Genomic DNA, 25,910 nt, shown 5'->3' with positions numbered 1-25,910 from the left:
GCCCGACCCTACGTACTGTAGTGTCCCAACAACCCACGGCCACAAGCCAGTTCATCGAGGAACAGATGCAGGACACCGAATCGCACACAGGCGGGCCGGCGAAAGGGAAACCGGTGGAGCCGAGCACGGCGGCCGAGGACGACGCACCCGGCCTCGCCCCCACCCTGACCCTGCTGGTCGTCAGCCTCGCCGTCGCGGCCGTCGGGGTGTACGAGCTGTGCGGGTTCGGGCTGCACAGCCTCGACCGGCGCCCGCACCTGTTCAGCGACGGCCTGGCCACCGGCGGGGTGATCGTCGCGGCGGTGGCGGCGGGTGCGGCGGTGGGCAACCTGGCGTGGACCCTGGCGGCGGACCGGCGCCGCGCGGGCACTGAGCCCTCCGGATGACGGGGACGCGCGGCTGACCGCGGACGAGGAGGCGAGCGCCGCCCCCGGACTGCGAGGGCACCCGGCGCACCACGGACGAGCGGGTCACTGGCGAGCGCACCGCGGACGAACGCACCATGGACGAGCGCACCACGGGCGAGCAGGGACCGGGAGAGCGCACCACGGACGAGCGGGCGCCGGGCCGGCTCCGGGTGAGGCGCCGTACGAGGGATGGCCGCGCACCCGTACCGGAGTTACCCTACGAGCTGTAGGGTCTGCGGTGCCCCGTCCCCCTCCCCCAAGGTGCATGTCACCATGTCCGCTCGACAGTCGACCCTGATCTCCCCACAGGATCGCGCCCCACACAAGCCCCGCTTCCGCCTCCGCTCCCCCTGGTCCTGCCCCGTCGACGCCGGCCGGCTGCGGCAGCGGGCGGCCCGGGCCACCGTCTGGTATCTGCGGCTGCTGGTCGTGCTCAACATCGTCGCGGTCCTGTCACTGCCGTTCCGCGAGGAGGTCCACGAGCACAACGCGGGCGAGTTCTTCACGCCCTACCTGGCCACCGCCGGTCTGATCACGGCGGCACTCGCGCTGTTCCTGGCCGTGGTGATGCGCCGCCGCAAGCGCGCCGCCTGGGTCTTCAACATGCTCCTCGCCGGCCCGCTGTTCTGCCTCTACGTCGTCGCGCTCACCCGCGAGCCCTACCGCGAGCACCCCTTCAACTGGGTCTCCGCCGCCCTCACCGGCCTGTTCGTGGCCGCCCTGCTGCTCGGCCGGCGTGAGTTCGACGCCATCGGCGACCGCTCCAACCCCCGCCTCGCGCTCGCCGTCGGCGCGGGCGGCGCGCTGGTCAGCGGCGCCCTCGGCACGCTGCTCGTGCACACGACGAACAAGCTGTCCGGCGCCACCGTCAAGGACGAGATCGCCTACACCCTCCTGCGGGGCATCAGCGTCGGCCCGCTCGCCGACCGGGTGTCCGCCGTGCACGCCCCCCGCTGGACGGACGTGATCGTCAACGTCCTGATCGCCGCCACGTTCCTGCTGGTCCTGTACGCCTGCTTCCGCGCCCCGCGCGGCGAGTCCCTGCTCTCGGAGGAGGACGAGCACCGGCTGCGCGCGCTCCTCGACAAGCACGGCGAACGCGACTCCCTCGGCTACTTCGCCCTGCGCCGCGACAAGGCCGTCATCTTCTCCCCCAGCGGCAAGTCGGCCCTGACCTACCGCGTCGTCAACGGCGTCAGCCTGGCCTCCGGTGACCCGATCGGCGACCCCGAGGCCTGGCCCGGCGCCATCGACGCCTGGCTCGCCGAGGCCCGCCGGCACGCCTGGACGCCCGCAGTGATGGGCGCGAGCGAGGAGGCCGGCACGGTCTACGCCCGGCACGGCCTGGACGCCCTCGAAATCGGCGACGAGGCGATCGTCGACCTCGCCGACTTCACCCTGGACGGCCGGGCGATGCGCGTGGTCCGCCAGGCCCACAACCGCGTCCGCCGGGCCGGCTACACCGTCCGCATCCGCCGCCACGAGGACATCCCCGACGACGAGATGGCCCTCCTCATCGACCGCGCCGACCGCTGGCGCGACGGTGCCACCGAGCGCGGCTTCTCCATGGCCCTGGGCCGCCTCGGCGACCCGGCCGACGGCCGCTGCGTGATGCTGGAGTGCCGGGACGCCGACGGCGTGCCCCGCGCACTGCTCAGCTTCGTCCCCTGGGGCGAGCACGGCCTCTCCCTGGACCTGATGCGCCGGGACCGCGCCTGCGAGAACGGCCTGATGGAGTACATGGTCGTCGAACTCCTCCTGCACGCCGCGGACGTGAAGGTACGCCGGGTCTCCCTGAACTTCGCGATGTTCCGCTCGGTCTTCGAACGCGGATCCCGCCTCGGCGCCGGACCGGTCCTGCGCCTGTGGCGCTCGGTCCTCACCTTCTTCTCCCGCTGGTGGCAGATCGAGTCCCTCTACCGCGCCAACGCCAAGTACCGCCCGGTCTGGGAACCCCGCTTCCTCCTCTTCGCCAAGAGCAGCGACATCCCCCGCATCGGCCTGGCGAGCGCGCGGGCGGAGGGGTTCCTCACCCCGCCCGCCCTGCCCGCCTTTCCCCGCCGCCGGCGCCCGGCGCTCCCGTCCGCCGGCCGGACCCACCCGGCCGGAGAGAGCGGGTGACGCGACTCCGGCTGGGGCGACCGGGCCGCATCGTGTCCGGGTTCTACGAGGGCTACGTGGTGAGGATCCACGACGACACCGCCGTCACCGGCGGATACCTCATCCTCCTCGTGGACGACCCGGCCGCCCCGACGGACGGAGGCGACTACTGGGTCGAGAACCTGGCGGAACTGGAGTCGTTCGCGCAGTCGTGGGAGATCGAGTGGCTCGACTGAGCCACCACGGCGCCGACGCACGGGCGGGCGGCTGACAGCTGACAGCTGACAGCTGACAGCTGACAGCGGCGGCGGTACGCCCCTCAGCCCCCGTCCACCGTGAACCCGATGACCGCCCCGCCACCCTCCCGCCGGTAGGCGAACGGCGCTCCTCCGTGCGCCATGGCGACCTCGCGCACGATGGACAGCCCGAGCCCCGACCCCGGCAGGGACCGCGCGTCGGCGGCCCGGTAGAAGCGGTCGAAGATCCGGATGAGGTCGCCCTCGGCGATGCCCGGCCCCCGGTCGAGCACCTCGACGCGGACGGTCCCCGCACGTGCCTGCCCGGTGATGTTGACCTCGATGGGCCCGTGCTCCCCGCGGTCGAACTTCGCCGCGTTCTCGACGAGGTTGGAGACGGCCCGCTGGAGCATCCCGGGCCGCCCGTCGGTACTGGTGTCGCCGCTCACGCGCAGCACGATCTCCCGCCCGGTACGCCGCCTGGCGAGCCCCACCACATCCTCGGCGAGGTCGGCCAGGTCCACCCGCTGCGGCGGCTCGGCGTCGGACTGCCCGGCCGCCAGGTCGACCAGCTCGTTGACGAGGTCGGTCAGCTCCCGGGCCTCCTGGCCGAGGTCGGCGACGAGTTCCTCGCGGGTGCCGGGCGGGAGTTCGTCGATGCGCCGCAGCAGGGAGATGTTCGTGCGCAGGGAGGTCAGCGGCGTCCGCAGCTCGTGCCCCGCGTCCTGCACCAGCCGCCGCTGGTCCTCCTCGGACTGCGCGAGCCGGCCCAGCATGCGGTCGAAGGCGCGGCCGAGGCGTCCGACCTCGTCCAGCCCGGCGACGGGCACCTGGATGCCGAGCTGGCGGGTGCGGGCGACGTTCTCCGCGGCGGAGGTGAGGATCACCAGGCGCCGGGTGATCCGGCGGGCCAGCCACCAGCCGAACAGCCCCGCGCCGACCACGACTGCCGCCATCAGGATCAGCGTCCGCTGCTGCAGGGTCCGCAGCAGGTCCTCGGTGTCGCTGAACTCCTGCGCCACCTGCACCGCGCCCCTGCCGGAGCCGAGCGAGACGGTGGCGATGCGGAACAGGTCCTCTCCGACCCGGACGTCCCTGTGTTCGACCACCCGGCCGGCCTCGCGCGCGACGGCCGCCGTCCGGTCGCGGGCGGTCACGGGCAGCACGGGGCTGCCGTCGTCGACGACCTCCCCCCGCGCGCCGAGCACCTGCACATCGGTACGCGCGGGCCGGACCAGATCGTGGCCGGGCCGGGAGGAGGAGAAGTCGTCCGGCGACATCTCGTGCTGCCGCACCTCGTCCCGCACGTCCTGCACGACCTGCGTGAACACCGACTGCTGGTCGACGCGGACCAGCCGCGCCGCCGAGCCGTAGGACAGGATGCCGACGAGAATGGTGACGGCGGCCGTGACCGCCGCGAAGGACACCGCGAAGGTGGTGCGCAGGGAGACCAGCCTGGGCCGGATGGGCCGGGACCCGGCCGGCCGCCGCCAGCGGCGGCCCACTCAGCCCTCCCGCAGCACGTAACCCACGCCCCGCACCGTGTGGATCAGCTGCGGTGCGCCGGGCTCGTCCAGCTTGCGGCGCAGATAGCCGACGTAGACGGCGAGGTTCTTGGAACCGGGGCCGAAGTCGTAGCCCCAGATGCGGTCGTAGATCGTGGAGTGGTCGAGCACGATCCCCGCGTTGCGCACCAGCAGCTCCAGCAGCTCGAACTCGGTGCGGGTCAGCTCCAGCTCCCGCCGGCCGCGCCAGGCCCGGCGGGCCTGGAGGTCCATGCGGATCCCGGCGGCGCCGATCTGCCGGTCGGAGAGGACCGGCGCCCCCCGGCCGCCGCCGTCCGCCGGGGCCGCGGCGCCGGCCGGCGCGGGCGTCGTACGGCGCAGCAGGGCCCGCAGCCGGGCGAAGACCTCTTCCACGTCGAACGGCTTGACCACGTAGTCGTCGGCGCCCGCGTCCAGGCCGGCGATGCGGTCGGCGGTCCCCACCAGCGCGGTGAGCATGAGGATCGGGGTGCTGTCACCCTCGGCGCGCAGCACCCGGCAGACCTGGAGCCCGTCGATGCCCGGCATCATCACGTCGAGCACCAGGACGTCCGGCGGGGTCCGGTGGGCCTGCGCGAGCGCCTCGACGCCGTCGGCGACCGCCGTCACCGCGTAGCCCTCCAGCGTCAGGGCACGCTCCAGGGCATGACGGATGGCACGGTCGTCTTCGGCGAGCAGCACAGTCTGGGGCACATCCCCAGTCTGCCAAGGCGCGCGGCGGTTCGGCCGGGACCGATGGGCCTACGATCACCCTTTTTACCGGCCTCTCACCGTCACAGCGGCAACCCCGCCCGGCCGGCCGCCGTCTCCGCACGGCGGCCGGGCGGGGTCCCCGCACGGCGCCCGCTCACCGTTCCCGTCCGGCGCCCGCTCACCGTTCCCGTCCGGCGCCCGCTCACCGTTCCCGCACGGCAGCCGTGCGGGGGGCCGGGCTTCAGCCGGCGGCCGCTTCCCGGGCCGCCTTCAGCGACGCGTGGGTGGGCGCGTCAGGCACCCCGGCCGGGCGCAGGTTCGCGAACTCCTTGCGCAGCACCGGTACGACCTCCTCGCCGAGCAGGTCGATCTGCTCCAGCACCGTCTTCAGCGGCAGTCCCGCGTGGTCCACGAGGAACAGCTGGCGCTGGTAGTCGCCGGCGTACTCCCGGAAGGACAGCGTCTTCTCGATCACCTGCTCCGGCGAGCCGACCGTCAGCGGGGTCTGCTCGGTGAACTCCTCCAGCGAGGGCCCGTGGCCGTACACGGGGGCGTTGTCGAAGTACGGCCGGAACTCCCGCACCGCGTCCTGCGAGTTCCGCCGCATGAACACCTGGCCGCCCAGCCCCACGATGGCCTGCTCGGGCGTGCCGTGGCCGTGGTGGGCGTACCGGGTCCGGTACAGCTCGACCATCCGCCTGGTGTGGCTCGCGGGCCAGAAGATGTTGTTGTGGAAGAACCCGTCGCCGTAGTACGCCGCCTGCTCGGCGATCTCGGGCGAGCGGATCGAGCCGTGCCAGACGAACGGCGGTACGCCGTCCAGCGGCCGGGGCGTCGAGGTGAAGCCCTGCAGCGGCGTGCGGAACCTCCCCTCCCAGTCGACGACGTCCTCGCGCCACAGCCGGCGCAGCAGGGCGTAGTTCTCCACGGCGAGGTTGATGCCCTGGCGGATGTCCTGCCCGAACCAGGGATAGACCGGACCGGTGTTGCCCCGGCCCATCATCAGGTCCATCCGGCCGTCGGCCAGATGCTGGAGCATCGCGAAGTCCTCGGCGATCTTCACCGGGTCGTTGGTGGTGATCAGCGTGGTGGAGGTGGAAAGGATCAGCCGCTCCGTCCGGGCGGCTATGTGACCGAGCATCGTGGTCGGCGAGGACGGCACGAACGGCGGGTTGTGGTGCTCGCCGGTGGCGAACACGTCGAGCCCGGCCTCCTCGGCCTTCAGCGCGATGGCGACCATGGCCTTGATCCGCTCGTGCTCGCTCGGCGCGCGCCCCGTGGTGGGGTCCGGCGTCACATCGCCGACCGTGAAGATCCCGAACTGCATGGACACTCACCCTCCAGGTTGTTGACCGTTCAACTATAGCGTTGCAACGGTCACCCGGCCGGGACTATTCCCCCACTCCTCGCGGGCCGGGAGCCCCGGCCCGCGAGGAGTGGCAAGGAGTAGGAAGACCTGAAGAAAAACGCAGGTCAGAGCGGATACGGCGTCAGAAGGAGTACGCGTCCCCCGTGTCCAGGACCAGCACCCGCATCGTGTCGTTCGCCCGGTCCGGGTCCACCACCCCGCCGTTCCAGGCGGTGTCCACCTCCAGCGTCACCTCCGACGGCCGATCCCTCAGCGCCACCGCCACCCGGATCTGCTCCCCCACCCCGCCGACGGCCAGCGCCCCGGTCCCGCACACCACGGTCCGCTCGTCCGTCCGCGCACAGCCCTGCGGCAGCTCCTGCCGCTCGGCCAGCGGCACCGACCAGCGCAGCAGCACACTCGCGTCCGGCACGGTGGAGGGCCCGTTGTTGCGCGGGGTGAGCCGGACCTCCACGTGATCCCCGCTCATCGTCGCCGACCCGTGAAAGGCCAGGTCGGCCTGGGGTCCCGCGTCGGCCCACGCCGGGCCGCCCGCCCCCAGCGCGGCCACCCCGCACCACCCGCCCACCAGCACCCAGGCCCTCAGCCGCCCGACCCGCTCGCTCCGCCCGATCCGCACACCAGTCACCGCACCACTCCTCGCTTCCGCGGCCGCGTCCGCCGCCGCTTCCAATCCCGAGTCCGTACCGATGTATGCCACGCGACCGGTGTATGCCACGCGAGCCGCCCCTCAGGCGCCCTCCAACAGGTGACACCCCAGTACCCCGGACCCCGCGTGCGAAGCTGCCCCCATGCCGATGGTCCTCCGCTCCGCCACCCTCTTCGTCGTCGCCGCCCTCTTCGAGATCGGCGGCGCGTGGCTGGTCTGGCAGGGCGTGCGGGAACACCGCGGCTGGCTGTGGATCACCGGCGGGGTCCTCGCCCTCGGCGCCTACGGCTTCGTCGCCACCTTCCAGCCGGACGCCCACTTCGGCCGCATCCTGGCCGCCTACGGCGGGATCTTCGTGGCCGGCTCGATCCTGTGGGGCGTGGTCGCCGACGGCTACCGCCCCGACCGCTGGGACATCGCGGGAGCGCTGATCTGCCTCGCCGGGATGGCCGTGATCATGTGGGCCCCGAGGAACGGCGGCTGACGCTCGCCTACGCTGGACCGGAGCGCCGCACCCACACCGCCGGCCCGTCTTCCCCTGGAGCAGCCCATGGCCACCGCCGCCCCGTCCGCCGCCTCCCGTATCGCCGTCATCACCGGCGCGAGCAGCGGCATCGGTGCTGCCACGGCCCGGCAGCTCGCCGCGGCCGGCTACCGCGTGGTCCTCACCGCCCGCCGAAAGGACCGTATCGAGGCGCTGGCGGAGGAGATCAACGCGGCCGGACACTCGGCCATGGCGTACCAGCTGGACGTGACGGACCGCGCGGCAGTGGACGAGTTCGCCGGCGCCTTCGCCACGATCGGCGTCCTGGTCAACAACGCCGGCGGAGCGCTCGGTGCCGACACGGTGGCCACCGGCGACCCGGCCGACTGGCGCACGATGTACGAGACGAACGTCATCGGCACCCTGAACCTCACCCAGGCCCTGCTCCCCAAGCTGGACGCGAGCGGCGACGGCACGGTCGTGGTCGTCTCCTCGACCGCCGGTCACGGCACCTACGAGGGCGGCGCGGGCTACGTCGCCGCCAAGCACGGCGCCCACGTCCTCGCCGAGACGCTGCGCCTGGAGATCGTCGGCCGTCCGGTCCGCGTCATCGAGATCGCGCCCGGCATGGTCAAGACCGACGAGTTCGCGCTGACCCGCTTCGGCGGCGACGCGGAGAGGGCGGAGAAGGTCTACGCCGGCGTGGCCGAACCGCTCACCGCGGACGACGTCGCCGAGACCATCGCCTGGGCGGTCACCCGCCCCAGCCACGTCAACGTCGACCTCCTCGTCCTGCGCCCCCGCGCCCAGGCCTCCAACACCAAGGTCCACCGGGAGCTGTAGTGCCCGACCCGGACCCGTCCCTGGAGAAGCGCCGCCTGGAACAGGAGACGAAGGACGAGCGCAAGGTCTGGTACTTCCTCGCCTACTTCCTCTTCGGCATCCACTTCATCGCGTTCGTCATGATCTACGCGGTCCGCCACGCGAAGTGAGCGGAGGCGGCCGAGCACGAACGCACGGCGAGAGGTGAACGAGGGCCGGGCCCCGATCCCGGGGCCCGGCCGCTCAGCCCTTCACGCAGACGAACTGCTTCAGCTTCGCCACGACCTCGACGAGGTCGCGCTGCCGCTCCATCACCTGGTCGATGTTCTTGTAGGCGCCCGGAATCTCGTCCAGCACCCCGGAGTCCTTGCGGCACTCCACACCCCGCGTCTGCTCCTCCAGGTCCTTGGTCGTGAAGCGGCGCTTGGCCGCGCCGCGGCTCATACGCCGACCGGCCCCGTGCGACGCCGAGTTGAAGGCCTTCTCGTTCCCGAGCCCCTTCACGATGTACGAACTGGTGCCCATCGAACCCGGGATGATCCCGAGCTCACCGGAGCCGGCCCGGATGGCCCCCTTGCGGGTCACGAGCAGGTCCATGCCCTCGTACCGCTCCTCGGCCACGTAGTTGTGGTGACAGGAGATCTCGGGCTCGAAGGTCGGCTTCGCCTTCTTGAACTCCTTGCGGATGACGTCCTTCAGGAGCGCCATCATGAGCGCGCGGTTGTACTTGGCGTACTCCTGCGCCCAGTACAGATCGCTCCTGTACGCCGCCATCTGAGGTGTGTCCGAGACGAACACCGCGAGATCGCGGTCGACGAGGCCCTGGTTGTGCGGGAGCTTCTGGGCGACGCCGATGTGGTGCTCGGCCAGTTCCTTGCCGATGTTGCGGGAGCCGGAGTGCAGCATGAGCCAGACCGAACCTGCCTGGTCAAGACAGATCTCGATCATGTGATTGCCGCTTCCGAGCGTTCCCATCTGCTTGTGGGCCCGCTCCTCCCGGAACCTCACCGCCTCCGCGACCCCGGCGAACCGCCCCCAGAAGTCGTCCCACCCCGCCGTGGCCAGCGCGTGGAACTGGCCCGGCTCGACGGGATCGTCGTGCATCCCCCGGCCCACCGGAATCGCCTGCTCGACCTTCGAGCGCAGCCGGGACAGGTCGCCCGGGAGGTCGTTCGCGGTCAGCGAGGTCTTCACGGCCGACATGCCGCAGCCGATGTCCACGCCCACCGCGGCCGGGCACACGGCACCCTGCATGGCGATGACCGAGCCGACCGTCGCGCCCTTGCCGTAGTGCACGTCCGGCATGACGGCGAGGCCCTTGATCCAGGGCAGGGTGGCGACGTTCTGGAGCTGGCGCAGCGCGACGTCCTCGACCGCGGCCGGGTCCGCCCACAGTCGGATCGGCACCTTCGCACCGGGCATCTCGACGTACGACATGTCTTCCTCATTCCCCCATGGACAGCGACAAAAGGCTGAGAAGCAACAAAACGCAAAAGCGGCGCCAAGGTCAGTGAAAAAGGACAGGGGACCGGCGGCCACGGCAGTGCGTGCGATACACATTGTCTCCAGGGGGCGCCCCGCTGCGGCAAGCGATTAACCAGCGGGGACACTGGAGCATCACGCGATCACCACCGTCGGTCGCCCACCGCCGGATCGCACACCGTCGAGAGGAGCCCGACCGTGCACCGGAAGGCCTTTGTAACCGGCACCGCCGCCCTCCTCGTGGCGCTGTTGGCCGGCTGCACGAGCGGTTCCGGGAGCGACAGTCCGACGGACGACGCCAACCCGGGCGACACCGGTACGACGACGGTCGCGGCCCAGCCCGGCAAGTACCGCACCCTCCCCGAGCCGTGCGGCGCGGTCGGGCACAGCACCCTGAACTCCCTGCTCCCGGGCATCAGGCAGATCACCGACCCGGTGCAGCGGGACCGGGCGTACCGGGGCGCGGCCGCGCTGACCTACGACACCGACCGCAAGGTGGGCTGCCATTGGAAGGTCGAGTCCACCGCCGCCACCGACCGCCTCTCGGTCGACTTCGAGCGCGTGGTGTCGTACGACAACGCGGTCAGCGACGACGCCCAGGCGCAGAAGCTGTTCACGCAGATGCAGACGGCGGCCGATCTGCCCGCGCCCAGTTCCGCCTCCGCGTCGGTCACCGCGGACGCCACGCCCTCCCAGCCGGGCGCGGCCGGCGGCGAGGCCTCCCCGACCGGATCCGCCGACGCCACGAACCCCGGCACCGGCAGCGGCACCGGCCCCTCCTCGGGCTCTCCCTCGGACACCTCCGCCGCCGCCACGACCGACCTCCAGCCCCGCACCCTCGCCGGCTTCGGCGACCAGGCGTACCTCGACGACGAGCTCAGCACCTCCGGTTCGACGGCCGAACAGCGGACGGTGACTGTGGTGTTCCGCACGTCGAACGTCGTCGTGACGCTGGAGTACGTGGAGCAGCCGATGGCCACCGGAACGGTTCCCGACAGCGCGGAAATGCAGGACAGGGCCCAGAATCTGGCCTCTCAACTGGCCGACGCGCTCAACGGATGACGGCCCCGCGGGTCCCCTCCGGCGCGGTCCGCGATGCGTTCGAACAGAAAGCACACGCCTCCTTCACCGCGTACGGTGGCCCCGCAGGAACCCGCACGAACACCGAGCGTCACGAGTGAAGGAACCATGCAGCGAGCAGCCCAGCGAGACGACCGTGCCCTGGGAGTCCCTCCCATGCCGTTCAGGCAGTCGGGGAGTGACCGGGGCGACCAGCGAGCCAAGCGCCTGCGCCGTGCGCTGGTGTGCGCGGCAGCCGTTCCCGCGGTACTGATCACCGCCGCCTGCTCCTCCGACTCCGGGGACTCCAAGGACACGGGCGCTTCCGCCGCCCGGCAGAGCGCCGGTAGCGACGCGCGGCAGCCGTCCGCGAGCGCCTCCCCGACCGTGGAGCCGGCCGCGTACGGCAAGCTTCCCGAGTCGTGCGCCGCGCTGTCGAAGAGCACCCTGACCGACCTGGTGCCCAAGGGTGCCAAGTCCGGCAAGAAGGGCGGCAGCGACGACACCGCGAACCGCTCCTCCTGCTCCTGGAGCAGCCTGGACAACAACGGCGTCAAGGGCTCGCAGTTCCGCTGGCTGAACGTCTCCCTGCTGCGCTTCGACTCGGACGTGGCCCGGGGCAGCGGCGAGAAGCAGGCGCACGCGTACTACGCGCAGCAGGTCTCGGACGCGCAGGGCGTGGACGGCGCGAAGAACACCAAGGCGCAGCCGTTCTCCGGGACGGGCGACGAGGCGACGATGGTGCGGTACGACCTGAAGAAGAAGGAAGGCGCCTTCAAGCAGCAGACGGTCGTCGCCCGGGTCGAGAACGTCGTCGTCACGCTCGACTACAACGGCGCGGGTCTCGCGGGCGAGAAGACCCCGGACGCCGACGACCTGGCCAAGGCCGCGGAGAAGGCCGCGAGGGAGACGGTCGCCTCCGTCTCGGCCGCCAACGGCAAGGGTTCCGGGGCGAGTTCGCCCACGGCGCCCTCGGCTTCCCCGTCCAAGGCGGCGTCGAAGCAGTCGGCCGAGCCGTCGTCGAAGCCGTCGTCCGATTCGTCGCCCAAGTCCCCTTCCGGCAAGGCCTCTCCGTCCGCGTCGGCCGGCAAGAAGAGCTGACCGGCGCAACGTTCGCCGCACACGTGTGCCACCCTGTTGCGCGCAACAACACGCAAGGGGAGGGGAGTACGAGTGGCTGTGCCACAGCTGACTCGGATGCACCGCGTTCTCATCGGCGTGGTCGTGTCCGGCGCCATGATCATCGCCGGTATCGGCTTCGCCGGTTCGTACGCGGCCGTCCGCGCACTGGCCCTCAAGAAGGGCTTCGGGAACTTCTCGTACGTGTTCCCGGTCGGCATCGACGCGGGCATCTGCGTACTGCTGGCCCTGGACCTGCTGCTGACCTGGATCCGGATCCCCTTCCCGCTCCTGCGTCAGACGGCATGGCTCCTGACGGCGGCGACGATCGCCTTCAACGGCGCCGCCGCCTGGCCGGACCCGCTGGGCGTGGGCATGCACGCGGTCATCCCGGTGCTCTTCGTGGTCGCGGTCGAGGCGGCCCGGCACGCCGTCGGCCGGATGGCGGACATCACCGCCGACAAGCACATGGAGGGCGTCCGCCTCACCCGCTGGCTGCTCTCCCCGGTGCCCACGTTCCTGCTCTGGCGCCGCATGAAGCTGTGGGAGCTGCGCTCCTACGACCAGGTCATCAAGCTGGAGCAGGAACGCCTGGTCTACCAGGCGCGGCTGCAGGCCCGCTTCGGCCGCTCCTGGCGCCGCAAGGCCCCGGTGGAGTCGCTGATGCCGCTGCGCCTGGCCCGCTACGGCGTCCCTCTGGCGGACACCGCGCCGGCCGGCCTGGCGGCGGCGGGCATCGAGCCGGCCCTCCTGCCCCCGGCGCCCCAGCCCCAGCCGCAGCCGCAGCCGCAGCCCCAACTGGTCACGGCCGACGCCCGGGGCACGGGCAACGCCCAGCTCCCGGACGACACCGGAACCCGGCCCGCGCCCGTCGCCCAGCAGGGCGCCCGGCCCGCGGCGGCGCCTCCCGGCGAGCAGCGCCCCCACAGCCCCCAGGTGCCCGGCCAGAACACCGGGCAGCCGGAGAACGCCGAGGGCGCCGAGGGCAGCGAGACGAACCCCTGGTTCAAGACGCCGCCGCGCGAGGTCGACTACAACGGCGGGTACGACCCGGCCTTCACACCGCCGCAGGACCCCCAGTACGTCCCCGAGGAGCAGTACGGGGAGTGGTACGAGGAGCAGCCCGCGGAGCAGTTCCAGCAGCCGTCCCCGGAGGAGACCGGCAGCTTCCCCATCCCGGTCACCGGCAACCGCACCCGCGAGCTGGGCGAGGGGGGCGGCACGGAGGCCGACGAGGACAGCCTCTACCAGATCTTCCGCCAGTCGATAGACGGCAGCTACCCCACGCCGCGGGTACTCGGTGACAACATCGAGGCGACGTACGGCACGACACTGAGCCCGAGCGCGCTGAAGACCCTGGTGGACCGCTTCCAGCAGCGCCACCTGATGGAAATGGAAGAAGACCACATCGCCTGACAGCCGGCGGGCAGGCAGCCAGGCAGGCGGAGGAACGGCCTGCGGGCGCGAGAACATCCGGCAGGTACGGGAAAGGGGCCCTCGACACCGAGGGCCCCTTTCCCGTTTCCGTTCCCGTTAGCGCTTACGCCCCGAGCAGGGCCCGCACCCGCTCCTGGCCCACGGCCAGCAGCAGCGTGGGCAGCCGCGGCCCGGTGTCCCGCCCGACGAGCAGGTGGTACAGCAGGGCGAAGAAGGTCCGCTGGGCCGTCTTGATCTCGGCCGGCAGTTCCTTCGGCGTGGCGTCGGCGGAGAAGCCGGCCTGGACCTTGGGCACGCCGTACACGAGGTGGGTGAGCCCGTCGAGCGACCAGTGCTCGGCGAGCCCGTCGAGCAGCAGCGCCAGGGACTGCCGGGACGCCTCGTCGAGCGACTTCAGCAGCTCGGCGTCGGGCTCGTCACGGACGATGGTGCGCTGGTCGGCAGGGACGTGGGTGTTGATCCACGCCTCGGCCTTGTCGTACCGGGGCCGCGCCTCGTCCAGGGAGGACAGGGGCTGCTCCGGGTCGAGCTCGCTGAGGATGCGCAGCGCCTGGTCCTCGTGGCCGGCGGTGATGTCGGCGACGGAGGCGAGGGTGCGGTACGGCAGCGGACGCGAGGTCTTCGGCAGCTCACCGGCGGCGGTGCCGACGGCACGCGTGTAGGCGGCGACGTCACCCGGCAGAGCCGAACCGTCGGCGACCTTGCCCGCGAGCTTGTCCCACTCGTCGTACAGCCGCTGGATCTCCTGGTCGAAGGCGATCTTGAAGGACTGGTTGGGCCTGCGGCGGGCGTAGAGCCAGCGCAGGATCTGCGGCTCCATGATCTTCAGCGCGTCGGCAGGGGTCGGCACGCCGCCGCGCGAGGACGACATCTTCGCCATGCCGGAGATGCCGACGAACGCGTACATGGGGCCGATGGGCCGCTTGCCGTCGAAGATGCCGACGATCTGGCCGCCGACCTGGAACGACGAGCCCGGCGAGGAGTGGTCGACGCCGCTCGGCTCGAAGATCACGCCCTCGTAGGCCCAGCGCATCGGCCAGTCGACCTTCCAGACCAGCTTGCCGCGGTTGAACTCGCTGAGCAGGACGGTCTCGGCGAAGCCGCACTCGTTGCACGTGTACGACAGCTCGGTGGAGTCGTCGTCGTAGGAGGTGACGGTCGTCAGGTCCTTCGCGCAGTTGCCGCAGAACGGCTTGTACGGGAAGTAGCCGGCGGAGCCGGACGAGCCGTCGTCCTCGCTCGCCGCGCCCGAGCCCTCCTCGGCCTCCAGCTCGGCCTCGTCCACGGCCTTCTGCTGCTGCTTCTTGCCCGGCTTCTGCTTGGTCCGGTACTGGTCGAGGATCGCGTCGATGTCGCCGCGGTGCTTCATCGCGTGCAGGATCTGCTCGCGGTAGACACCGGAGGTGTACTGCGCGGTCTGGCTGATCCCGTCGAACTCCACGCCCAGGTCGGCCAGCGACGCGACCATCGCGGCCTTGAAGTGCTCGGCCCAGTTCGGGTACGCCGAGCCCTTCGGCGCCGGCACCGAGGTGAGCGGCTTGCCGATGTGCTCGGCCCAGGACTCGTCGACGCCCGCGATGCCGGCCGGGACCTTGCGGTAGCGGTCGTAGTCGTCCCAGGAGATCAGGTGCCGGACCTGGTGGCCGCGGCGGCGGATCTCGTCGGCGACCAGGTGCGGGGTCATGACCTCGCGGAGGTTGCCCAGGTGGATCGGGCCGGACGGAGACAGTCCGGAGGCGACGACGACCGGTTTGCCCGGGGCCCGGCGCTCCGACTCTTCGATGACCTCATCCGCGAAACGGGAGACCCAGTCGGTGGTCTCGGTGCTCGGAGCCACGTTCGGCACGTCCTCTGCGATGTCTGAACCCAGGAATCCTGGATACGAGTACTTGGCCTCTCCATACTCCCAGACACCCGCGCACGCGAAAAAACGGCTTTACCGCCCGTGGAATACTGAGCGTGTCTATCCATCCCCACGAGGAGAACGGCACCCCTTCCTATGGCCTCGGTCACGTCCCTCAGCGATTCCGTCCAGCAGCACCTCGCGTCCGCCCTCTCGGCCACCCTGCCGGAGGCCGCCGGCGCGGACCCGCTGCTGCGACGAAGCGACCGGGCCGACTACCAGGCCAACGGAATCCTGGCGCTCGCCAAGAAGGCGAAGGCGAACCCCCGGGAGCTGGCGACCCAGGTCGTCTCCCAGGTGGTGACGGGTGACCTGATCGAGGACATCGAGGTCTCCGGCCCCGGCTTCCTCAACATCACCGTCTCGGACAAGGCGATCACCGAGAACCTGGCCGCGCGGTACACGGACGAGTCGGGCCGCCTCGGCGTGCCCCTCGCCGCGCACCCCGGCACCACGGTGATCGACTACGCCCAGCCGAACGTGGCGAAGGAGATGCACGTCGGCCACCTGCGCTCGGCGGTCATCGGCGACGCGGCCGTCCAGCTCCTGGAGTTCACCGGCGAGAACGTGGTCCGCCGGCACCACATCGGCGACTGGGGCACCCAGTTCGGCATGCTCATCCAGTACCTGATCGAGCACCCGCACGAGCTGGACCACAAGGCGGGCGACGACATCCAGGTCTCCGGTGAGGAGGCCATGTCGAACCTGAACCGGCTGTACAAGGCCTCGCGCGCGGTCTTCGACTCCGACGAGGAGTTCAAGACGCGGGCACGGCGCCGGGTGGTCGACCTCCAGGCGGGCGACCCCGAGACGCTGGCCATGTGGCAGAAGTTCGTGGACGAGTCGAAGATCTACTTCTACTCGGTCTTCGACAAGCTGGACATGGACATCCGGGACCCGGACGTGGTCGGTGAGTCCGGCTACAACGACATGCTCCAGGAGACCTGCCGCCTGCTGGAGGAGTCCGGTGTCGCGGTCCGTTCCGAGGGCGCCTTGTGCGTCTTCTTCGACGACGTCAAGGGCCCGGACGGCAACCCGGTCCCGCTGATCGTGCAGAAGTCGGACGGCGGCTTCGGCTACGCGGCGACCGACCTGTCCGCGATCCGCGACCGTGTCTTCAACCTGAAGGCGACCAGCCTGCTCTACGTGGTGGACGCCCGTCAGGCCCTGCACTTCAAGATGGTCTTCGAGACCGCGCGCCGGGCCGGCTGGCTGAACGACGACGTCAAGGCGCACCAGCTGGCCTTCGGTACGGTCCTCGGCAAGGACGGCAAGCCGTTCAAGACACGTGAGGGCGAGACCGTACGGCTGGTGGACCTGCTGGACGAGGCGGTCGAGCGTGCCACGTCCGTGGTCCGCGAGAAGGCCGAGAAGGTGGGCCTGACGGAGCAGGAGATCACCGAGAACGGCCGCTACGTCGGTATCGGCGCGGTGAAGTACGCGGACCTGTCGACCTCCGCCGTCCGGGACTACAAGTTCGACCTGGACCAGATGGTCTCGCTCAACGGCGACACGTCCGTCTACCTCCAGTACGCGTACGCCCGTATCCAGTCCATCCTGCGCAAGGCCGGCGAGGCCCGCCCCGCCGCCCACCCGGAGCTGGCGCTGGCCCCTGCGGAGCGGGCGCTGGGCCTGCACCTGGACCAGTTCGCGGAGACGGTCCTGGAGGCGGCCACGGCGCACGAGCCGCACAAGCTGGCCTCGTACCTGTACCAGCTGGCCTCGCACCTGACGACCTTCTACGACCAGTGCCCGGTGCTCAAGGCCGAGACGCCGGAGCAGGTGGAGAACCGCCTGTTCCTGGTCGGCCTGACGGCCCTCACCCTGCACCAGGGCATGGCCCTGCTGGGCATCAGGACGCCCGACAAGCTCTGACGGCCAACCCCTTAAGGTCGGTGGGGAGATCCTTCTCTCCACCGACCGAGAGGAACCCCGATGTCCGAGCGCGCTCCCGATCCGTCCGCGGACCACTTCGGCCCGCAGGGCATGCGCCGGTTCCAGATCCCCGGCTCGTACGGGGTACGGCTGCCGGACGCCGTACGCGAGACGCTCGCCGGCACCGGGGTTCCGCTGCGCGTGGCGCCCTACTTCACGGCCGCGGGCGACACCGACGGACTCACCCTCGGCATGGACGCCGGACACCGCGGGCTGGCGGTGCCCGAGGACCGCAGGGACTGGCCGCGCATCGGCACCGACCCGCTGGCGGCGCTGTGCGTGCGGCCGGACGGGGCCGTACTGGCGGTGTTCCTCGGGATCGACGAGGACGACATGTTCGTCAGCTCCGGCATCCCGGAGTTCAACGCCTCGCTCGCGGCGCTGGACCGCAGGCTCCCGGTGATCGCCGCCTCCACCGGTCTGCCGGTGGCCGCGGCCGCGTTCCGTGAACTCAACGCCGAGCTGCGGCAGATCGACCCGGCCGCCTTCGCGGAGCGCGAGAACTGGTGGCCGAAGGTGCTGGACGACGTACGGCACACCCTCAACTTCCCGTTCTCCTCGGCGTTCGAGTACGTCGACTCCTCCGGCGCCAAGCAGGTCGTCACCGACTCCACGGGACCGGGCCTGCCCCACCCCGAGGAACTGGTGTGGCGCCGCCTGCACGCCGAGGGCGTCACGCCGGAACAGGTGCGGCGCGTGTACTGCGAGCTGGAGCCCTGCGTGATGCCGGGCCACTACTGCGCCGTGTGGCTCCAAGCCACCTTCCCCCACGCGGAGTTCACGCACAGCTTCGACTACGGTGCTACCGCGGAGTCCCGCGAGGAGGGACTCAGGGAGCTGATCACGTACGCGGCGGAACAGGCCGGGCGCGGCTGACGCGGCAGGGGGGATTCGTCCGTGACCGAGGGTGACGCCGAGAACGCCGAGAACTGGGGGCGCCCCGCGGCGGGCCGCGAGCCGGCCGCCGCGGCGCTGCTGGCGTGGCTCGCCGACCCGCGCGCGCCGAGGCTCTGCCTGGTGACCGGAAGCGCGGGCAGCGGCAAGTCGACCCTGCTGGCCTGGCTGGTGGGACACGGGACGCGTCCCACGACGCGCGGGGAACGCCGGGTGCACGGCTTCGTCCCGCTCTCCGGGGAGAGCGCGCTGACGGCGAGCTGGACCCTCGCGCGGCAGCTGCTGGTGACGGCGCGCACACCGGGCGAGCTGGTGGCGCGTCTGGCGGCGGACGGCCGGCGCACGGTCCTCGTCCTGCCCGACCTGCACGCCGCCGACGACCCGGACACCGTCACCGAACTCGCCTTCGCGCTGCTGGAGTTGGAGCACGTACGGCTGGTGGTGGAGGCGCGGTCCGACGTGGGCCCGGCGCTGCGGGAGGCGGGCCCGGCCGTGATGGACCTGGACGACCCGCGGTGGACGGACCCCGAGCGGTACGCGGCGTGGGCGGCCTCCCGGCCCCAGGGCGTGCCCGGCGGCATGGCGGCACCCGGCCCGCCCGCGCCCGCCCCGCCCGCGCCGGACCTGGACGACCCGGCCGCCCTGTGCGCCGCCGATCCGTGGCAGGTGACCCGGCTCTTCGAGCGGTCCGACGGGGACCACGGCGGCCTGCGGGCGGCCTGGCTGCGGGCCGGTCCGGCGCTGACGCACACCGAGGAGCCCGCCGAGCGTGCCGTCGCCCTTCACGCGGCCCTGGGCGACGACACCGATCCGCGTCATCCGCGGACCCTGGCGGACCTGGCCGGGGCCGCCGCGTGGCGGGTGGTGTGGCGCCGGGTGCGCGGCGACGTGCGCCCGCCGTGGCCGGGACCGGCCCGCGCGCTGGCGGCCGGGCGCGGCGAACTGGCCGGGAAACTGCTGGTCGCCGACCACCAGGGAACGATCCGTGTCGCCGCCGAGGCGGACGCCGTGCCGGTGGGCCGCCTGGCGCAGACGCTCCACCGGCCGCGCGGGCTCGCCGTCGGGGCGGACGGCGCGGTGCTCGGGCTGGACGGCGACGGCGCGCTGCACCTGCGGCCCGGCGCAGCCCCGGCCACGGGTATCGCGGCCCTGCTCGACGACGGCCCGACGCCGCTGGAACGCCTGGTGGACGACGTGAACGCCCACCTGAAGGAACATCCCGGCACGGCGCTGGCGGCGAGCGGGACTTTCCTCGCGGTGGCCGACGCGTCGGGCCGGGCCCACGCCTTCCTCCCCGGCGACAGCGGCCCGAGGACCGCCGCCCTGCACGAGGGTCCGGTGACCGCGCTGGCGGCGCTGGATCTGCCGGTGTCCGTGGGCGGTCCGGGCGTGCCGCTGCTCTACAGCGGCGGCCTGGACGGCAGCGTGCGGTCCTGGGGTCCCTCGGCCCAGCCGCTGGAGACCCCGGTCCTCACCCGGCCGTGTCCGGTGACGGCCCTCGCCGCCACGACGACGGAGCGGGGACTGTCGCTGGCCGTGGCCTGGGCCGACGGGACCGTGGAACTCCACGCCCCGGACGGCGAGGAGCCGGCCCGGACCTTCGCCCCCGGGCCGCCGGTGCGCTCGCTGGCCCTGACGGACTCCGGGGTGCTGCTGGTCGGCATGGACGAGGCGCTCGTGGCACTCGACCCACGCTGAACTCACCTTCTCCATGCTGTCGTTGTGCTGTGCGGGTTGTCACAACCATGCACTGGAGCTCGAACGCCCTTGCGTCTGAAGCCCGTTCTCCGGTTAGGGTTTTCGTACTCGTACGACGATCAGGAGATGGGGGCGTCGCGGGTATGGGCTACACGCTGCCGGGCTGGCTGGACGACGTACTGGACTTCATCGGTATCAACTTCCCGAACGTCGACGAGGACGACTACCGCGAAATGGCCACCGCCATGCGGGACTTCGCCGACAAGTTCGAGGGCCATGGTGCCGACGCCCACAAGGCCGTGGAGCGCATCCTCACCACCTCGCACGGGTGGGCCGTCGACTCGATGGAGAAGCACTGGTCCCAGGTCAAGGCCGGGCATCTGGACAAGGTCCCCGAGCTGGCCCGGCTGTTCGCCGACGCGTGCGACATCATCGCGGACATCATCTTCGGCATGAAGACCAAGGCCGAAGCCGAACTCGCCGTGATGGCGGGGACGGTCGGCGCATCAGCCGCTCTCGCGGTCTTCACCGGCGGCCTCTCCGCCCTCGTCGGGGCGGCCGAGGTCACCGCGTTACGCCAGGTCGTGAAGCGGCTCATCGACGAGGCCGTGGACCGGATCGTGGACGAGCTGATCGCCCGGGTCACCGAGCCGGTCAACGCCAAGCTGGAGGCGATGGTCGAGGACATGGTCCTCAACCTGGCGGAGGGCGCCTTCTCCCTGCCGCCCGGCCCCGGCGGCGCTCCCGGCGGGGGCGGCCACGGGGGCGGCCACGGCGGCATGCAGCTGGCCTCGGCGGGCGGCGCGGGCGCCATGGAACTGGCCTCCGCCTCCGGGAGCCCGGGCATGGGAGACCTCCACATCGACCACGAGGAGTTCGAGAGCGGCGCGGGCAAGCTCTCCTTCCACGGCGGCGAACTCCACCTGAACAGCTCCGCCGCGCTCGGCCGGGCCAAGGGCGCCTTCGGCCGCACCCACGGCAAGGACCCCTTCACCCAGACCTTCGACTCGATCCTGGAAGGCGGACTGCACGGCTGCGCGAAGGCCGTCGACAAGATCGGCCACCACCTGGCGAAGACGGTCCCGGACCGCACGAAGGCGGTCTCCCGCCTGCACCGGGACACGGACGACGAGGTCGGGCGGGCGGCCAAGCGGGTCAAGACGGGGAAGGACGGCGAGGACGCCGAGACGCGCACCTATCTCCTGCACGCGGACGGCTCGGTGCAAAAGCTCCACTCCGACGGCGGCACCGCGACCCTCGACGACCACGACAAGAAGCGCCTGACCGGGATCGTCGGCGACGACGGCCGCTTCTACCTGCCCAGCACGGCGCAGGAGAAGAAGGAGTTCCACGCCGAGAGCAAGCATCCGGGAAGGGCGAACTCCCAGAAGCTGAAGGACCCTTCCGGCAACGACCTCGCCCAGGCGACCCAGGCGGCCCGGGTGGCCCGCAAGGACGGCGGGGGAACGAACTACGCGGCCGGCCGCTACCTCGACGCGGACGGCCGGGAGTCGATCCTCGTCGGCTACAGCAACAAGCGCGGCCATTCCGAGCGGATGATAGGTTTCCCCATCCTGCACTCGGGAAACAAGGAAAGACTCCAGGAGATATTCACCGAACGGGAACCCTGCCGAAAGAATCCGGTCTGCTCACGCTGGCTCGATTACCATTTCGGATCGGACCTCAAGGTGACACATGCGGCGGATTATTACGACGCCACCGGGAAGACCACCAACAAGGAACACACCCAGTACCTCAACGGCTTGAAGAAGAAGCTCAGCCTCTCGTGACCGACGTGTGTACCGGATTGCCACGCTAGGATGCACCCGTGAATTTCGCAGTGACTCCCGCCGACATGATCGCGGCCTACGGCCTTGCCAACGTGGTCTATTACCCCCGCTCCTCGGCCGGCGAGGGCGCCGACCCGCGCCTGCTGGACCTGCTCGGCTCGGTGGGCCTTCCGGATTCCGAGGTCTTCACGGTGAAGGAGGATCCGGAGAGCCCGTACGAGCCCGGATTCGACCCGACCGTCATCGGGGGGCATTTCGACCACTATGGATTCTCCTGCCCCGAGGAGAGCCGCGACTGGTGGCTGCTGGGAATCTTCTTCACCTCACTGATCGCCCTCGACCCGACCTCCGGAAAGGTCTACGCGTTCCCGGAGAGCGAAGAGCACTACATTCCGCTGCACCGCGATCTCGAATCACTGCTCTTCAGCCTCGTCGAGTTCCGGAAGCTCGAGGTCGATCACGACAACGACGTGGACCCCGAGGAACTCTCCGAGCGCTTCAGGCGCGTGGTGGGCGCCTTCGACCCGACCCCGTTCGCCGACGAGGAATCCCAGTGGAACCTGGCTCTGGAGGAGCTGGAGAACGGGATCTGGTGATTCCGCGGACCCGGAAGCCTGTGCAGTACGTCGGCAGCTACACGTGGGGCACGGCCGCGTCTCACGCGTTCTCCTCCGCAAGCTCCCGGGCGCGGCGCGCCACGGCCTGGCGTACGGCGTCCGGGGCGAGGACCCGTAGCGGGGTGCCCAGGCCGAGGAGGTAGCGGGCCAGACCGTCCGCGTCGGAGCCGCCTATGTCGACGATCGTCGCGTCCGGGCCGTCGGGGCTGTGCGTGCCGACGGTGGACGGGACGAGGCGCAGCGCTTCGTGCATCGGCACGGGCAGACGGACGGTCGCGCACAGGGGATACGGGCCGTTCGCGATGTTCCGGGAGACGAGGAGCGCCGGGTCGGGCGGGTCGGTGATCTCCACCGCACGTCCCGTGGGCCGCAGCCGGTCGACCCGGTCGGCGCGGAACGTCCGCCACTGTCCCCGCTCCACGTCCCGCGCCACGAAGTACCAGTTCCGTCCGGTGTGCACGAGACGGTAGGGGTCGACCTCCCGGGCGGAGGCCCGCCCCTGCCCGTCGGTGTACGACAGCCGGGCGCGCTCGCCGCGCCGGCAGGCGGCGGCCAGCTCCAGCAGCAGGCCGGGTCTGATCCGGGGCCCCGCGGCTCCGGGCAGCCGCACGAAGACCGCGTCCCATTCCCCCAGGTGCTCCACGATCCGCTGCGGCAGCACCTGCCGCAGCTTCAGCAGCGCGGACAGTGCGGCCTGGTCACCGCCGAGCGCACCGCTCAGTGCCGCCGTCCGCAGCCCGACGGCCACGGCGAGCGCCTCCTCGTCGTCGAGGACCAGCGGCGGCACCCGGGAGCCGGCACGCATGCGGTACCCGCCCCACGGTCCGGGCTCGGAGTCCACGAAGTAGCCGAGGTCCCGCAGCTTGGCGACGTCCCGGCGCACCGTGCGGTCGGTGACCTCCATGCGCTCGGCCAGTTCGGCGCAGGTCCAGGACGGCCGGGCGGACAGCAGGGACAGCAGTCGCAGCAGGCGGGCGGACGCGCTGATCACGCCGCGAAGTTTTCCACACGCGGCCCACGACCAGGACCGGAACTGTCCTGGTCGCGTCCTAACGTCGTCCCCATGAGCACAGACACCACTTCCGCACCCGCTTTCCGCTTCGTCGCCGTCACCTTCGACTGCACGGACCCCGCCGAACTCGCCCGCTTCTACGAAGAGTTGCTCGGCCTCCCGGTTCTCTTCTCCACCGACGACTTCATCCTGATCGGCGAGAAGGGCGCCCCCGGCCTCGGCTTCAACCGCACGGCCGACTACCGCCCGCCGACCTGGCCGGACCCCGCCCAGGGGAAGCAGGCGCACATGGAGGTGGGCGTGGACGACCTCGACATCGCCGAGAAGCGGGCGCTCGCCCTGGGCGCCGTCAAGCCCGAGTCCCAGCCCGACCCCGACCGCTGGCGGGTCCTGCTCGACCCCGCGGGTCACCCGTTCTGCATCACCACACTCGCCTGAGACCTCCCACTGTCAGTGGCTGCTCCTACAGTCACCGGCATGGCGACTCTCCCCAACCCCCTGCCGAAGCTGGCAACCGACCCCAGCGGCCGTTCGCTCGGGCTCCAACTGCCGCCCGGCAGGCTGATCGACCTCACGCACGACGGGGCCTGGCACGAGCCCCTGCTGTGGCACGCGGACAAGACGGCCGCGCCGGGCACGTGGAAGGCGCTCGGCGCGCCCGCCGCGCGCGCCGGGCTGCTTCCGGTCCTGGTGGACACGGGCGAGCACCAAGGCGGGCCGGAACACTGGGAGTTGATGCCCGAGCTGATGTCCTACCCGGGGGACCACGACGCCGAGGAGCTGCTGGCGGAGTACTGGGAGGGCAACGCGGAGGACGAACTGGCCGAGGAGGTCGAGCCGTTCGGGGCACAGTGGCCGGGGCTCGCACCCGCGGGTTCCCGGACCGCCGACCCGGACACCCGCGCGGAGCGGATCGCGGACGGCCTGGCCGCCGGGTCGGCGTTCAAGGAGCCGCACCTCGCCCTCGTCCCGGCCCGCCGCTCCGCCGACATCCCGGCGGCGATCGGCTGGACCGGCCCGCTGAACTACGACAACGACGTGGCCCGGCTCTGCGCGATCCTGCGCTCCTGGGAGGACCGCTTCGGCATACGCGTGGTCGGGCTCGGCTTCGACATCCTGGTGGTGTCGGTCGCGGCCCCGCCGGCCACCCTCGCCGAGGCGGAGGCGGTGGCGGCGGAGCACTTCGCGTTCTGTCCGGACAACATCCTCCAGAACGGCCCGGACAACCTGCGTGGCTACGCCGAGCAGTTGATCGGCGTAGCGAGCTGGTCCTTCTGGTGGGACTGATCCACAGCCGGTCGCGGGGGAGCCACCCGCTCTGCCATGATCTGACTCCGCGTCCGGTCAAGGGCGCGTTCTCGCGCGTTCAAGCACACGCCAAGGGGCGTGTGTGACAGTGCAGTTGGAGGGTCTTATGAATGGGGCGCTCGCGCAGTCGGTGGCCGCGGCCGTCGGACAGGGCGCACTGGACGCCGTGGGGGCGAGGGCGCTGGAGGCGCTGCTCGGCATGCTCCGGCACCGGTTCCGCCGCGACGAGCAGGCGCTGGCCGCGCTCGACGGCGCGGCCACGGACCCCGCGCCGCTGATCGCCTCGCTGGACCGGTACATCCAGAGCGACTCCGCCTTCGCCGAGGATCTGCGGGACTGGCTGAAGGAGGCGGAGGCGAAGCGGGGCACCGGGCCGGTGACCCAGCTCGTGCACAGCAACCAGGTGGTCGGCAGCACGGTCCACGGGTCCGTCATCCAGGGGCAGAACGTCAAGGGCCGCTTCGGTCTGCGCGGCCTGCTGGGCAGGGGCGACTGACCCATGGAAGCGCCCTCCACGTCCGACCGCACCAGCAACGAGATCTCCGGCGGCTCCCAGGTCGGCGGCAACGCGTACCAGGCCAAGCACATGCACTTCGGCGGCCGCTCGATCGGCCTCACGGTCGTGGGTCTGGCCGCGGTCGGCGCGTTGGCCTACGTCGCCGTGAACGCGGGGGCGGGCACGGGTCAGGCCGCCGCCCCCGCCTCACAGAGCCCCACGGCCGCGAGCACCGCTCCGAGCCCGTCGCCCTCGAAGTCCGCCACGGCGACGACGACCCCGCCCGCCGACGGCAAGGCGAAGGCCGCGGAGCCGGCCCCCTCTCCCGAGAGGGCGAAGGCCATCGTGAAGGCGGCGACAGGCAGCACCCCGTACTCGGGGAAGAACCTCTACTGCGGAGGGTGGAGGGGCTCCCCGTCGGGCTCGAACCTCATGGCCAGCGCCTGCACTCAAGTCACCGGATCCGACGTGGCGTTCGGCGTCATGCTGAGGAACGTCGGCAAGAGCCAGATCACCGTCGGCATGACGCTCAAATACGTGCACGGCCAGACACTGGACTGCCCCGGCGGGGGATACCCGGCACACGACATCAGGATCGATCCCGGGACGACCTGGTACAGCAACCTCGGGCTGTGCTCCGTGGGAAGCCTGAAGGACCAGATCAACTTCCAGGCTCTCGGCGAGGCGCTGGAGACCTCCGACGAGCACGCCTCCCTGAGCCTCGGAGGTGCCCAGCACTCCCCCACCGCCACCTTCACCACTGCGGGCGTACTCAAGTGCCGCGAGAAGGACAGCAGTGTCTGGGGTTCCTGCGACACGCTGTGGCCGTACCCCCCGGTGAGCTGAGCCCCCGGAG

25 protein-coding genes are annotated in these 25,910 nt (G+C 71.4%); 18 read left to right on the top strand and 7 right to left on the bottom strand.

Annotated features, from left to right (window positions below):
• The first annotated feature begins 113 nt into the window (after positions 1–113).
• The 3 genes from OIB37_RS21215 (at position 114) to OIB37_RS21205 (ending at position 2,743) form a co-directional block, all read left to right on the top strand.
• Positions 114–386, top strand: coding sequence for a hypothetical protein (locus OIB37_RS21215; protein WP_330459184.1), 273 nt, complete (start codon positions 114–116; stop codon positions 384–386).
• Positions 387–680: 294 nt separating this feature from the next.
• Positions 681–2,528 (top strand): phosphatidylglycerol lysyltransferase domain-containing protein, encoded by a 1,848-nt coding sequence (locus OIB37_RS21210; RefSeq protein WP_330459183.1) that lies wholly within the window; start codon positions 681–683, stop codon positions 2,526–2,528.
• The gene (locus OIB37_RS21205) at positions 2,525–2,743 is read left to right on the top strand and encodes a hypothetical protein (protein WP_330459182.1); all 219 of its coding nucleotides are present in this window, start codon (positions 2,525–2,527) and stop codon (positions 2,741–2,743) included. Before OIB37_RS21210 ends, OIB37_RS21205 begins: the two co-directional genes overlap by 4 nt.
• 83 nt (positions 2,744–2,826) lie before the next feature.
• On the opposite strand, the gene OIB37_RS21200 is transcribed toward OIB37_RS21205, so the two are convergent.
• The 4 genes from OIB37_RS21200 to OIB37_RS21185 form a co-directional block, all read right to left on the bottom strand.
• On the bottom strand, positions 2,827–4,248 hold the full coding sequence (locus OIB37_RS21200; protein WP_330459181.1) for a sensor histidine kinase: 1,422 nt from the start codon (positions 4,246–4,248) through the stop codon (positions 2,827–2,829).
• Positions 4,249–4,980, bottom strand: a complete 732-nt coding sequence (locus OIB37_RS21195) for a response regulator transcription factor (protein ID WP_330459180.1) — start codon at positions 4,978–4,980, stop codon at positions 4,249–4,251.
• A gap of 241 nt (positions 4,981–5,221) precedes the next feature.
• Complete coding sequence (locus OIB37_RS21190) at positions 5,222–6,307, bottom strand: LLM class flavin-dependent oxidoreductase (protein ID WP_330459179.1); 1,086 nt, start codon at positions 6,305–6,307, stop codon at positions 5,222–5,224.
• Between the two features lie 163 nt (positions 6,308–6,470).
• The gene (locus OIB37_RS21185) at positions 6,471–6,977 is read right to left on the bottom strand and encodes a hypothetical protein (RefSeq protein ID WP_330459178.1); all 507 of its coding nucleotides are present in this window, start codon (positions 6,975–6,977) and stop codon (positions 6,471–6,473) included.
• Positions 6,978–7,140: 163 nt separating this feature from the next.
• Here OIB37_RS21185 and OIB37_RS21180 point away from each other — a divergent pair, with 163 nt between their 5' ends.
• The 3 genes from OIB37_RS21180 to OIB37_RS21170 all read left to right on the top strand — a co-directional run bounded on the left by OIB37_RS21180 (position 7,141) and on the right by OIB37_RS21170 (position 8,474).
• On the top strand, positions 7,141–7,482 hold the full coding sequence (locus OIB37_RS21180; protein WP_330459177.1) for a YnfA family protein: 342 nt from the start codon (positions 7,141–7,143) through the stop codon (positions 7,480–7,482).
• Positions 7,483–7,548: 66 nt separating this feature from the next.
• The gene (locus OIB37_RS21175) at positions 7,549–8,325 is read left to right on the top strand and encodes an SDR family NAD(P)-dependent oxidoreductase (protein WP_330459176.1); all 777 of its coding nucleotides are present in this window, start codon (positions 7,549–7,551) and stop codon (positions 8,323–8,325) included.
• Complete coding sequence (locus tag OIB37_RS21170) at positions 8,325–8,474, top strand: hypothetical protein (protein WP_330459175.1); 150 nt, start codon at positions 8,325–8,327, stop codon at positions 8,472–8,474. Before OIB37_RS21175 ends, OIB37_RS21170 begins: the two co-directional genes overlap by 1 nt.
• Positions 8,475–8,547: 73 nt before the next feature.
• Here OIB37_RS21170 and OIB37_RS21165 read toward each other — a convergent pair whose 3' ends face one another.
• On the bottom strand, positions 8,548–9,741 hold the full coding sequence (locus OIB37_RS21165; protein WP_330459174.1) for an RtcB family protein: 1,194 nt from the start codon (positions 9,739–9,741) through the stop codon (positions 8,548–8,550).
• Between the two features lie 243 nt (positions 9,742–9,984).
• On the opposite strand from OIB37_RS21165, the gene OIB37_RS21160 reads away from it, so the two are divergent.
• From OIB37_RS21160 to OIB37_RS21150, 3 genes are all read left to right on the top strand, one after another.
• Positions 9,985–10,848: a DUF3558 domain-containing protein gene (locus OIB37_RS21160; protein WP_330459173.1), complete on the top strand. Its 864-nt coding sequence runs from the start codon at positions 9,985–9,987 to the stop codon at positions 10,846–10,848.
• Positions 10,849–11,022: 174 nt separating this feature from the next.
• On the top strand, positions 11,023–11,946 hold the full coding sequence (locus OIB37_RS21155; RefSeq protein WP_330459172.1) for a DUF3558 domain-containing protein: 924 nt from the start codon (positions 11,023–11,025) through the stop codon (positions 11,944–11,946).
• A 96-nt stretch (positions 11,947–12,042) separates the two neighbouring features.
• Positions 12,043–13,380 (top strand): DUF2637 domain-containing protein, encoded by a 1,338-nt coding sequence (locus OIB37_RS21150; protein WP_330461917.1) that lies wholly within the window; start codon positions 12,043–12,045, stop codon positions 13,378–13,380.
• Positions 13,381–13,504: 124 nt separating this feature from the next.
• On the opposite strand, the gene lysS is transcribed toward OIB37_RS21150, so the two are convergent.
• Positions 13,505–15,247, bottom strand: a complete 1,743-nt coding sequence (gene lysS / locus OIB37_RS21145) for a lysine--tRNA ligase (protein WP_330459171.1) — start codon at positions 15,245–15,247, stop codon at positions 13,505–13,507.
• Positions 15,248–15,400: 153 nt separating this feature from the next.
• On the opposite strand from lysS, the gene argS reads away from it, so the two are divergent.
• The 5 genes from argS (at position 15,401) to OIB37_RS21120 (ending at position 22,217) form a co-directional block, all read left to right on the top strand.
• On the top strand, positions 15,401–17,179 hold the full coding sequence (argS, locus tag OIB37_RS21140; protein WP_330459170.1) for an arginine--tRNA ligase: 1,779 nt from the start codon (positions 15,401–15,403) through the stop codon (positions 17,177–17,179).
• A 60-nt stretch (positions 17,180–17,239) separates the two neighbouring features.
• Positions 17,240–18,115 carry an SUKH-4 family immunity protein gene (locus OIB37_RS21135; RefSeq protein ID WP_330459169.1) on the top strand — a complete coding sequence of 292 codons (876 nt, stop codon included), beginning with the start codon at positions 17,240–17,242 and terminating at the stop codon, positions 18,113–18,115.
• Between the two features lie 21 nt (positions 18,116–18,136).
• Positions 18,137–19,831, top strand: coding sequence for a hypothetical protein (locus OIB37_RS21130; RefSeq protein ID WP_330459168.1), 1,695 nt, complete (start codon positions 18,137–18,139; stop codon positions 19,829–19,831).
• Positions 19,832–19,974: 143 nt separating this feature from the next.
• Positions 19,975–21,621, top strand: coding sequence for a WXG100-like domain-containing protein (locus OIB37_RS21125; RefSeq protein WP_330459167.1), 1,647 nt, complete (start codon positions 19,975–19,977; stop codon positions 21,619–21,621).
• Positions 21,622–21,659: 38 nt separating this feature from the next.
• On the top strand, positions 21,660–22,217 hold the full coding sequence (locus OIB37_RS21120) for an SUKH-4 family immunity protein (protein ID WP_330459166.1): 558 nt from the start codon (positions 21,660–21,662) through the stop codon (positions 22,215–22,217).
• 61 nt (positions 22,218–22,278) lie between these two features.
• On the opposite strand, the gene OIB37_RS21115 is transcribed toward OIB37_RS21120, so the two are convergent.
• On the bottom strand, positions 22,279–23,229 hold the full coding sequence (locus OIB37_RS21115; RefSeq protein ID WP_330459165.1) for a helix-turn-helix transcriptional regulator: 951 nt from the start codon (positions 23,227–23,229) through the stop codon (positions 22,279–22,281).
• A 72-nt stretch (positions 23,230–23,301) separates the two neighbouring features.
• Here OIB37_RS21115 and OIB37_RS21110 point away from each other — a divergent pair, with 72 nt between their 5' ends.
• The 4 genes from OIB37_RS21110 to OIB37_RS21095 all read left to right on the top strand — a co-directional run bounded on the left by OIB37_RS21110 (position 23,302) and on the right by OIB37_RS21095 (position 25,900).
• The gene (locus tag OIB37_RS21110; protein WP_330459164.1) at positions 23,302–23,688 is read left to right on the top strand and encodes a VOC family protein; all 387 of its coding nucleotides are present in this window, start codon (positions 23,302–23,304) and stop codon (positions 23,686–23,688) included.
• A 39-nt stretch (positions 23,689–23,727) separates the two neighbouring features.
• A complete protein-coding gene (locus tag OIB37_RS21105; protein WP_330459163.1) occupies positions 23,728–24,537 on the top strand; it encodes a DUF4253 domain-containing protein in 810 nt (269 codons plus the stop codon).
• A 127-nt stretch (positions 24,538–24,664) separates the two neighbouring features.
• Complete coding sequence (locus tag OIB37_RS21100) at positions 24,665–25,054, top strand: hypothetical protein (RefSeq protein WP_330459162.1); 390 nt, start codon at positions 24,665–24,667, stop codon at positions 25,052–25,054.
• Positions 25,055–25,057: 3 nt separating this feature from the next.
• Positions 25,058–25,900: a hypothetical protein gene (locus tag OIB37_RS21095; RefSeq protein ID WP_330459161.1), complete on the top strand. Its 843-nt coding sequence runs from the start codon at positions 25,058–25,060 to the stop codon at positions 25,898–25,900.
• Positions 25,901–25,910: the final 10 nt, after the last annotated feature.

The organism is Streptomyces sp. NBC_00820 (assembly GCF_036347055.1).
Lineage (GTDB): Bacteria > Actinomycetota > Actinomycetes > Streptomycetales > Streptomycetaceae > Streptomyces.
Note: the sequence above shows the minus strand (reverse complement) of the source record. Positions and strands in the feature narration are given on the sequence as shown.

Excerpts from the sequence above, each read along its gene's own strand:
- OIB37_RS21210 (WP_330459183.1), top strand. The coding sequence starts at position 681 with ATGTCCGCTCGACAGTCGACCCTGATCTCCCCACAGGATCGCGCCCCA.
- OIB37_RS21190 (WP_330459179.1), bottom strand. The coding sequence starts at position 6,307 with ATGCAGTTCGGGATCTTCACGGTCGGCGATGTGACGCCGGACCCCACC.
- OIB37_RS21180 (WP_330459177.1), top strand. The coding sequence starts at position 7,141 with ATGCCGATGGTCCTCCGCTCCGCCACCCTCTTCGTCGTCGCCGCCCTC.
- OIB37_RS21175 (WP_330459176.1), top strand. The coding sequence starts at position 7,549 with ATGGCCACCGCCGCCCCGTCCGCCGCCTCCCGTATCGCCGTCATCACC.
- OIB37_RS21165 (WP_330459174.1), bottom strand. The coding sequence starts at position 9,741 with ATGTCGTACGTCGAGATGCCCGGTGCGAAGGTGCCGATCCGACTGTGG.
- OIB37_RS21155 (WP_330459172.1), top strand. The coding sequence starts at position 11,023 with ATGCCGTTCAGGCAGTCGGGGAGTGACCGGGGCGACCAGCGAGCCAAG.
- OIB37_RS21150 (WP_330461917.1), top strand. The coding sequence starts at position 12,043 with ATGCACCGCGTTCTCATCGGCGTGGTCGTGTCCGGCGCCATGATCATC.
- argS (WP_330459170.1), top strand. The coding sequence starts at position 15,401 with ATGGCCTCGGTCACGTCCCTCAGCGATTCCGTCCAGCAGCACCTCGCG.
- OIB37_RS21135 (WP_330459169.1), top strand. The coding sequence starts at position 17,240 with ATGTCCGAGCGCGCTCCCGATCCGTCCGCGGACCACTTCGGCCCGCAG.
- OIB37_RS21125 (WP_330459167.1), top strand. The coding sequence starts at position 19,975 with ATGGGCTACACGCTGCCGGGCTGGCTGGACGACGTACTGGACTTCATC.
- OIB37_RS21110 (WP_330459164.1), top strand. The coding sequence starts at position 23,302 with ATGAGCACAGACACCACTTCCGCACCCGCTTTCCGCTTCGTCGCCGTC.
- OIB37_RS21105 (WP_330459163.1), top strand. The coding sequence starts at position 23,728 with ATGGCGACTCTCCCCAACCCCCTGCCGAAGCTGGCAACCGACCCCAGC.
- OIB37_RS21100 (WP_330459162.1), top strand. The coding sequence starts at position 24,665 with ATGAATGGGGCGCTCGCGCAGTCGGTGGCCGCGGCCGTCGGACAGGGC.
- OIB37_RS21095 (WP_330459161.1), top strand. The coding sequence starts at position 25,058 with ATGGAAGCGCCCTCCACGTCCGACCGCACCAGCAACGAGATCTCCGGC.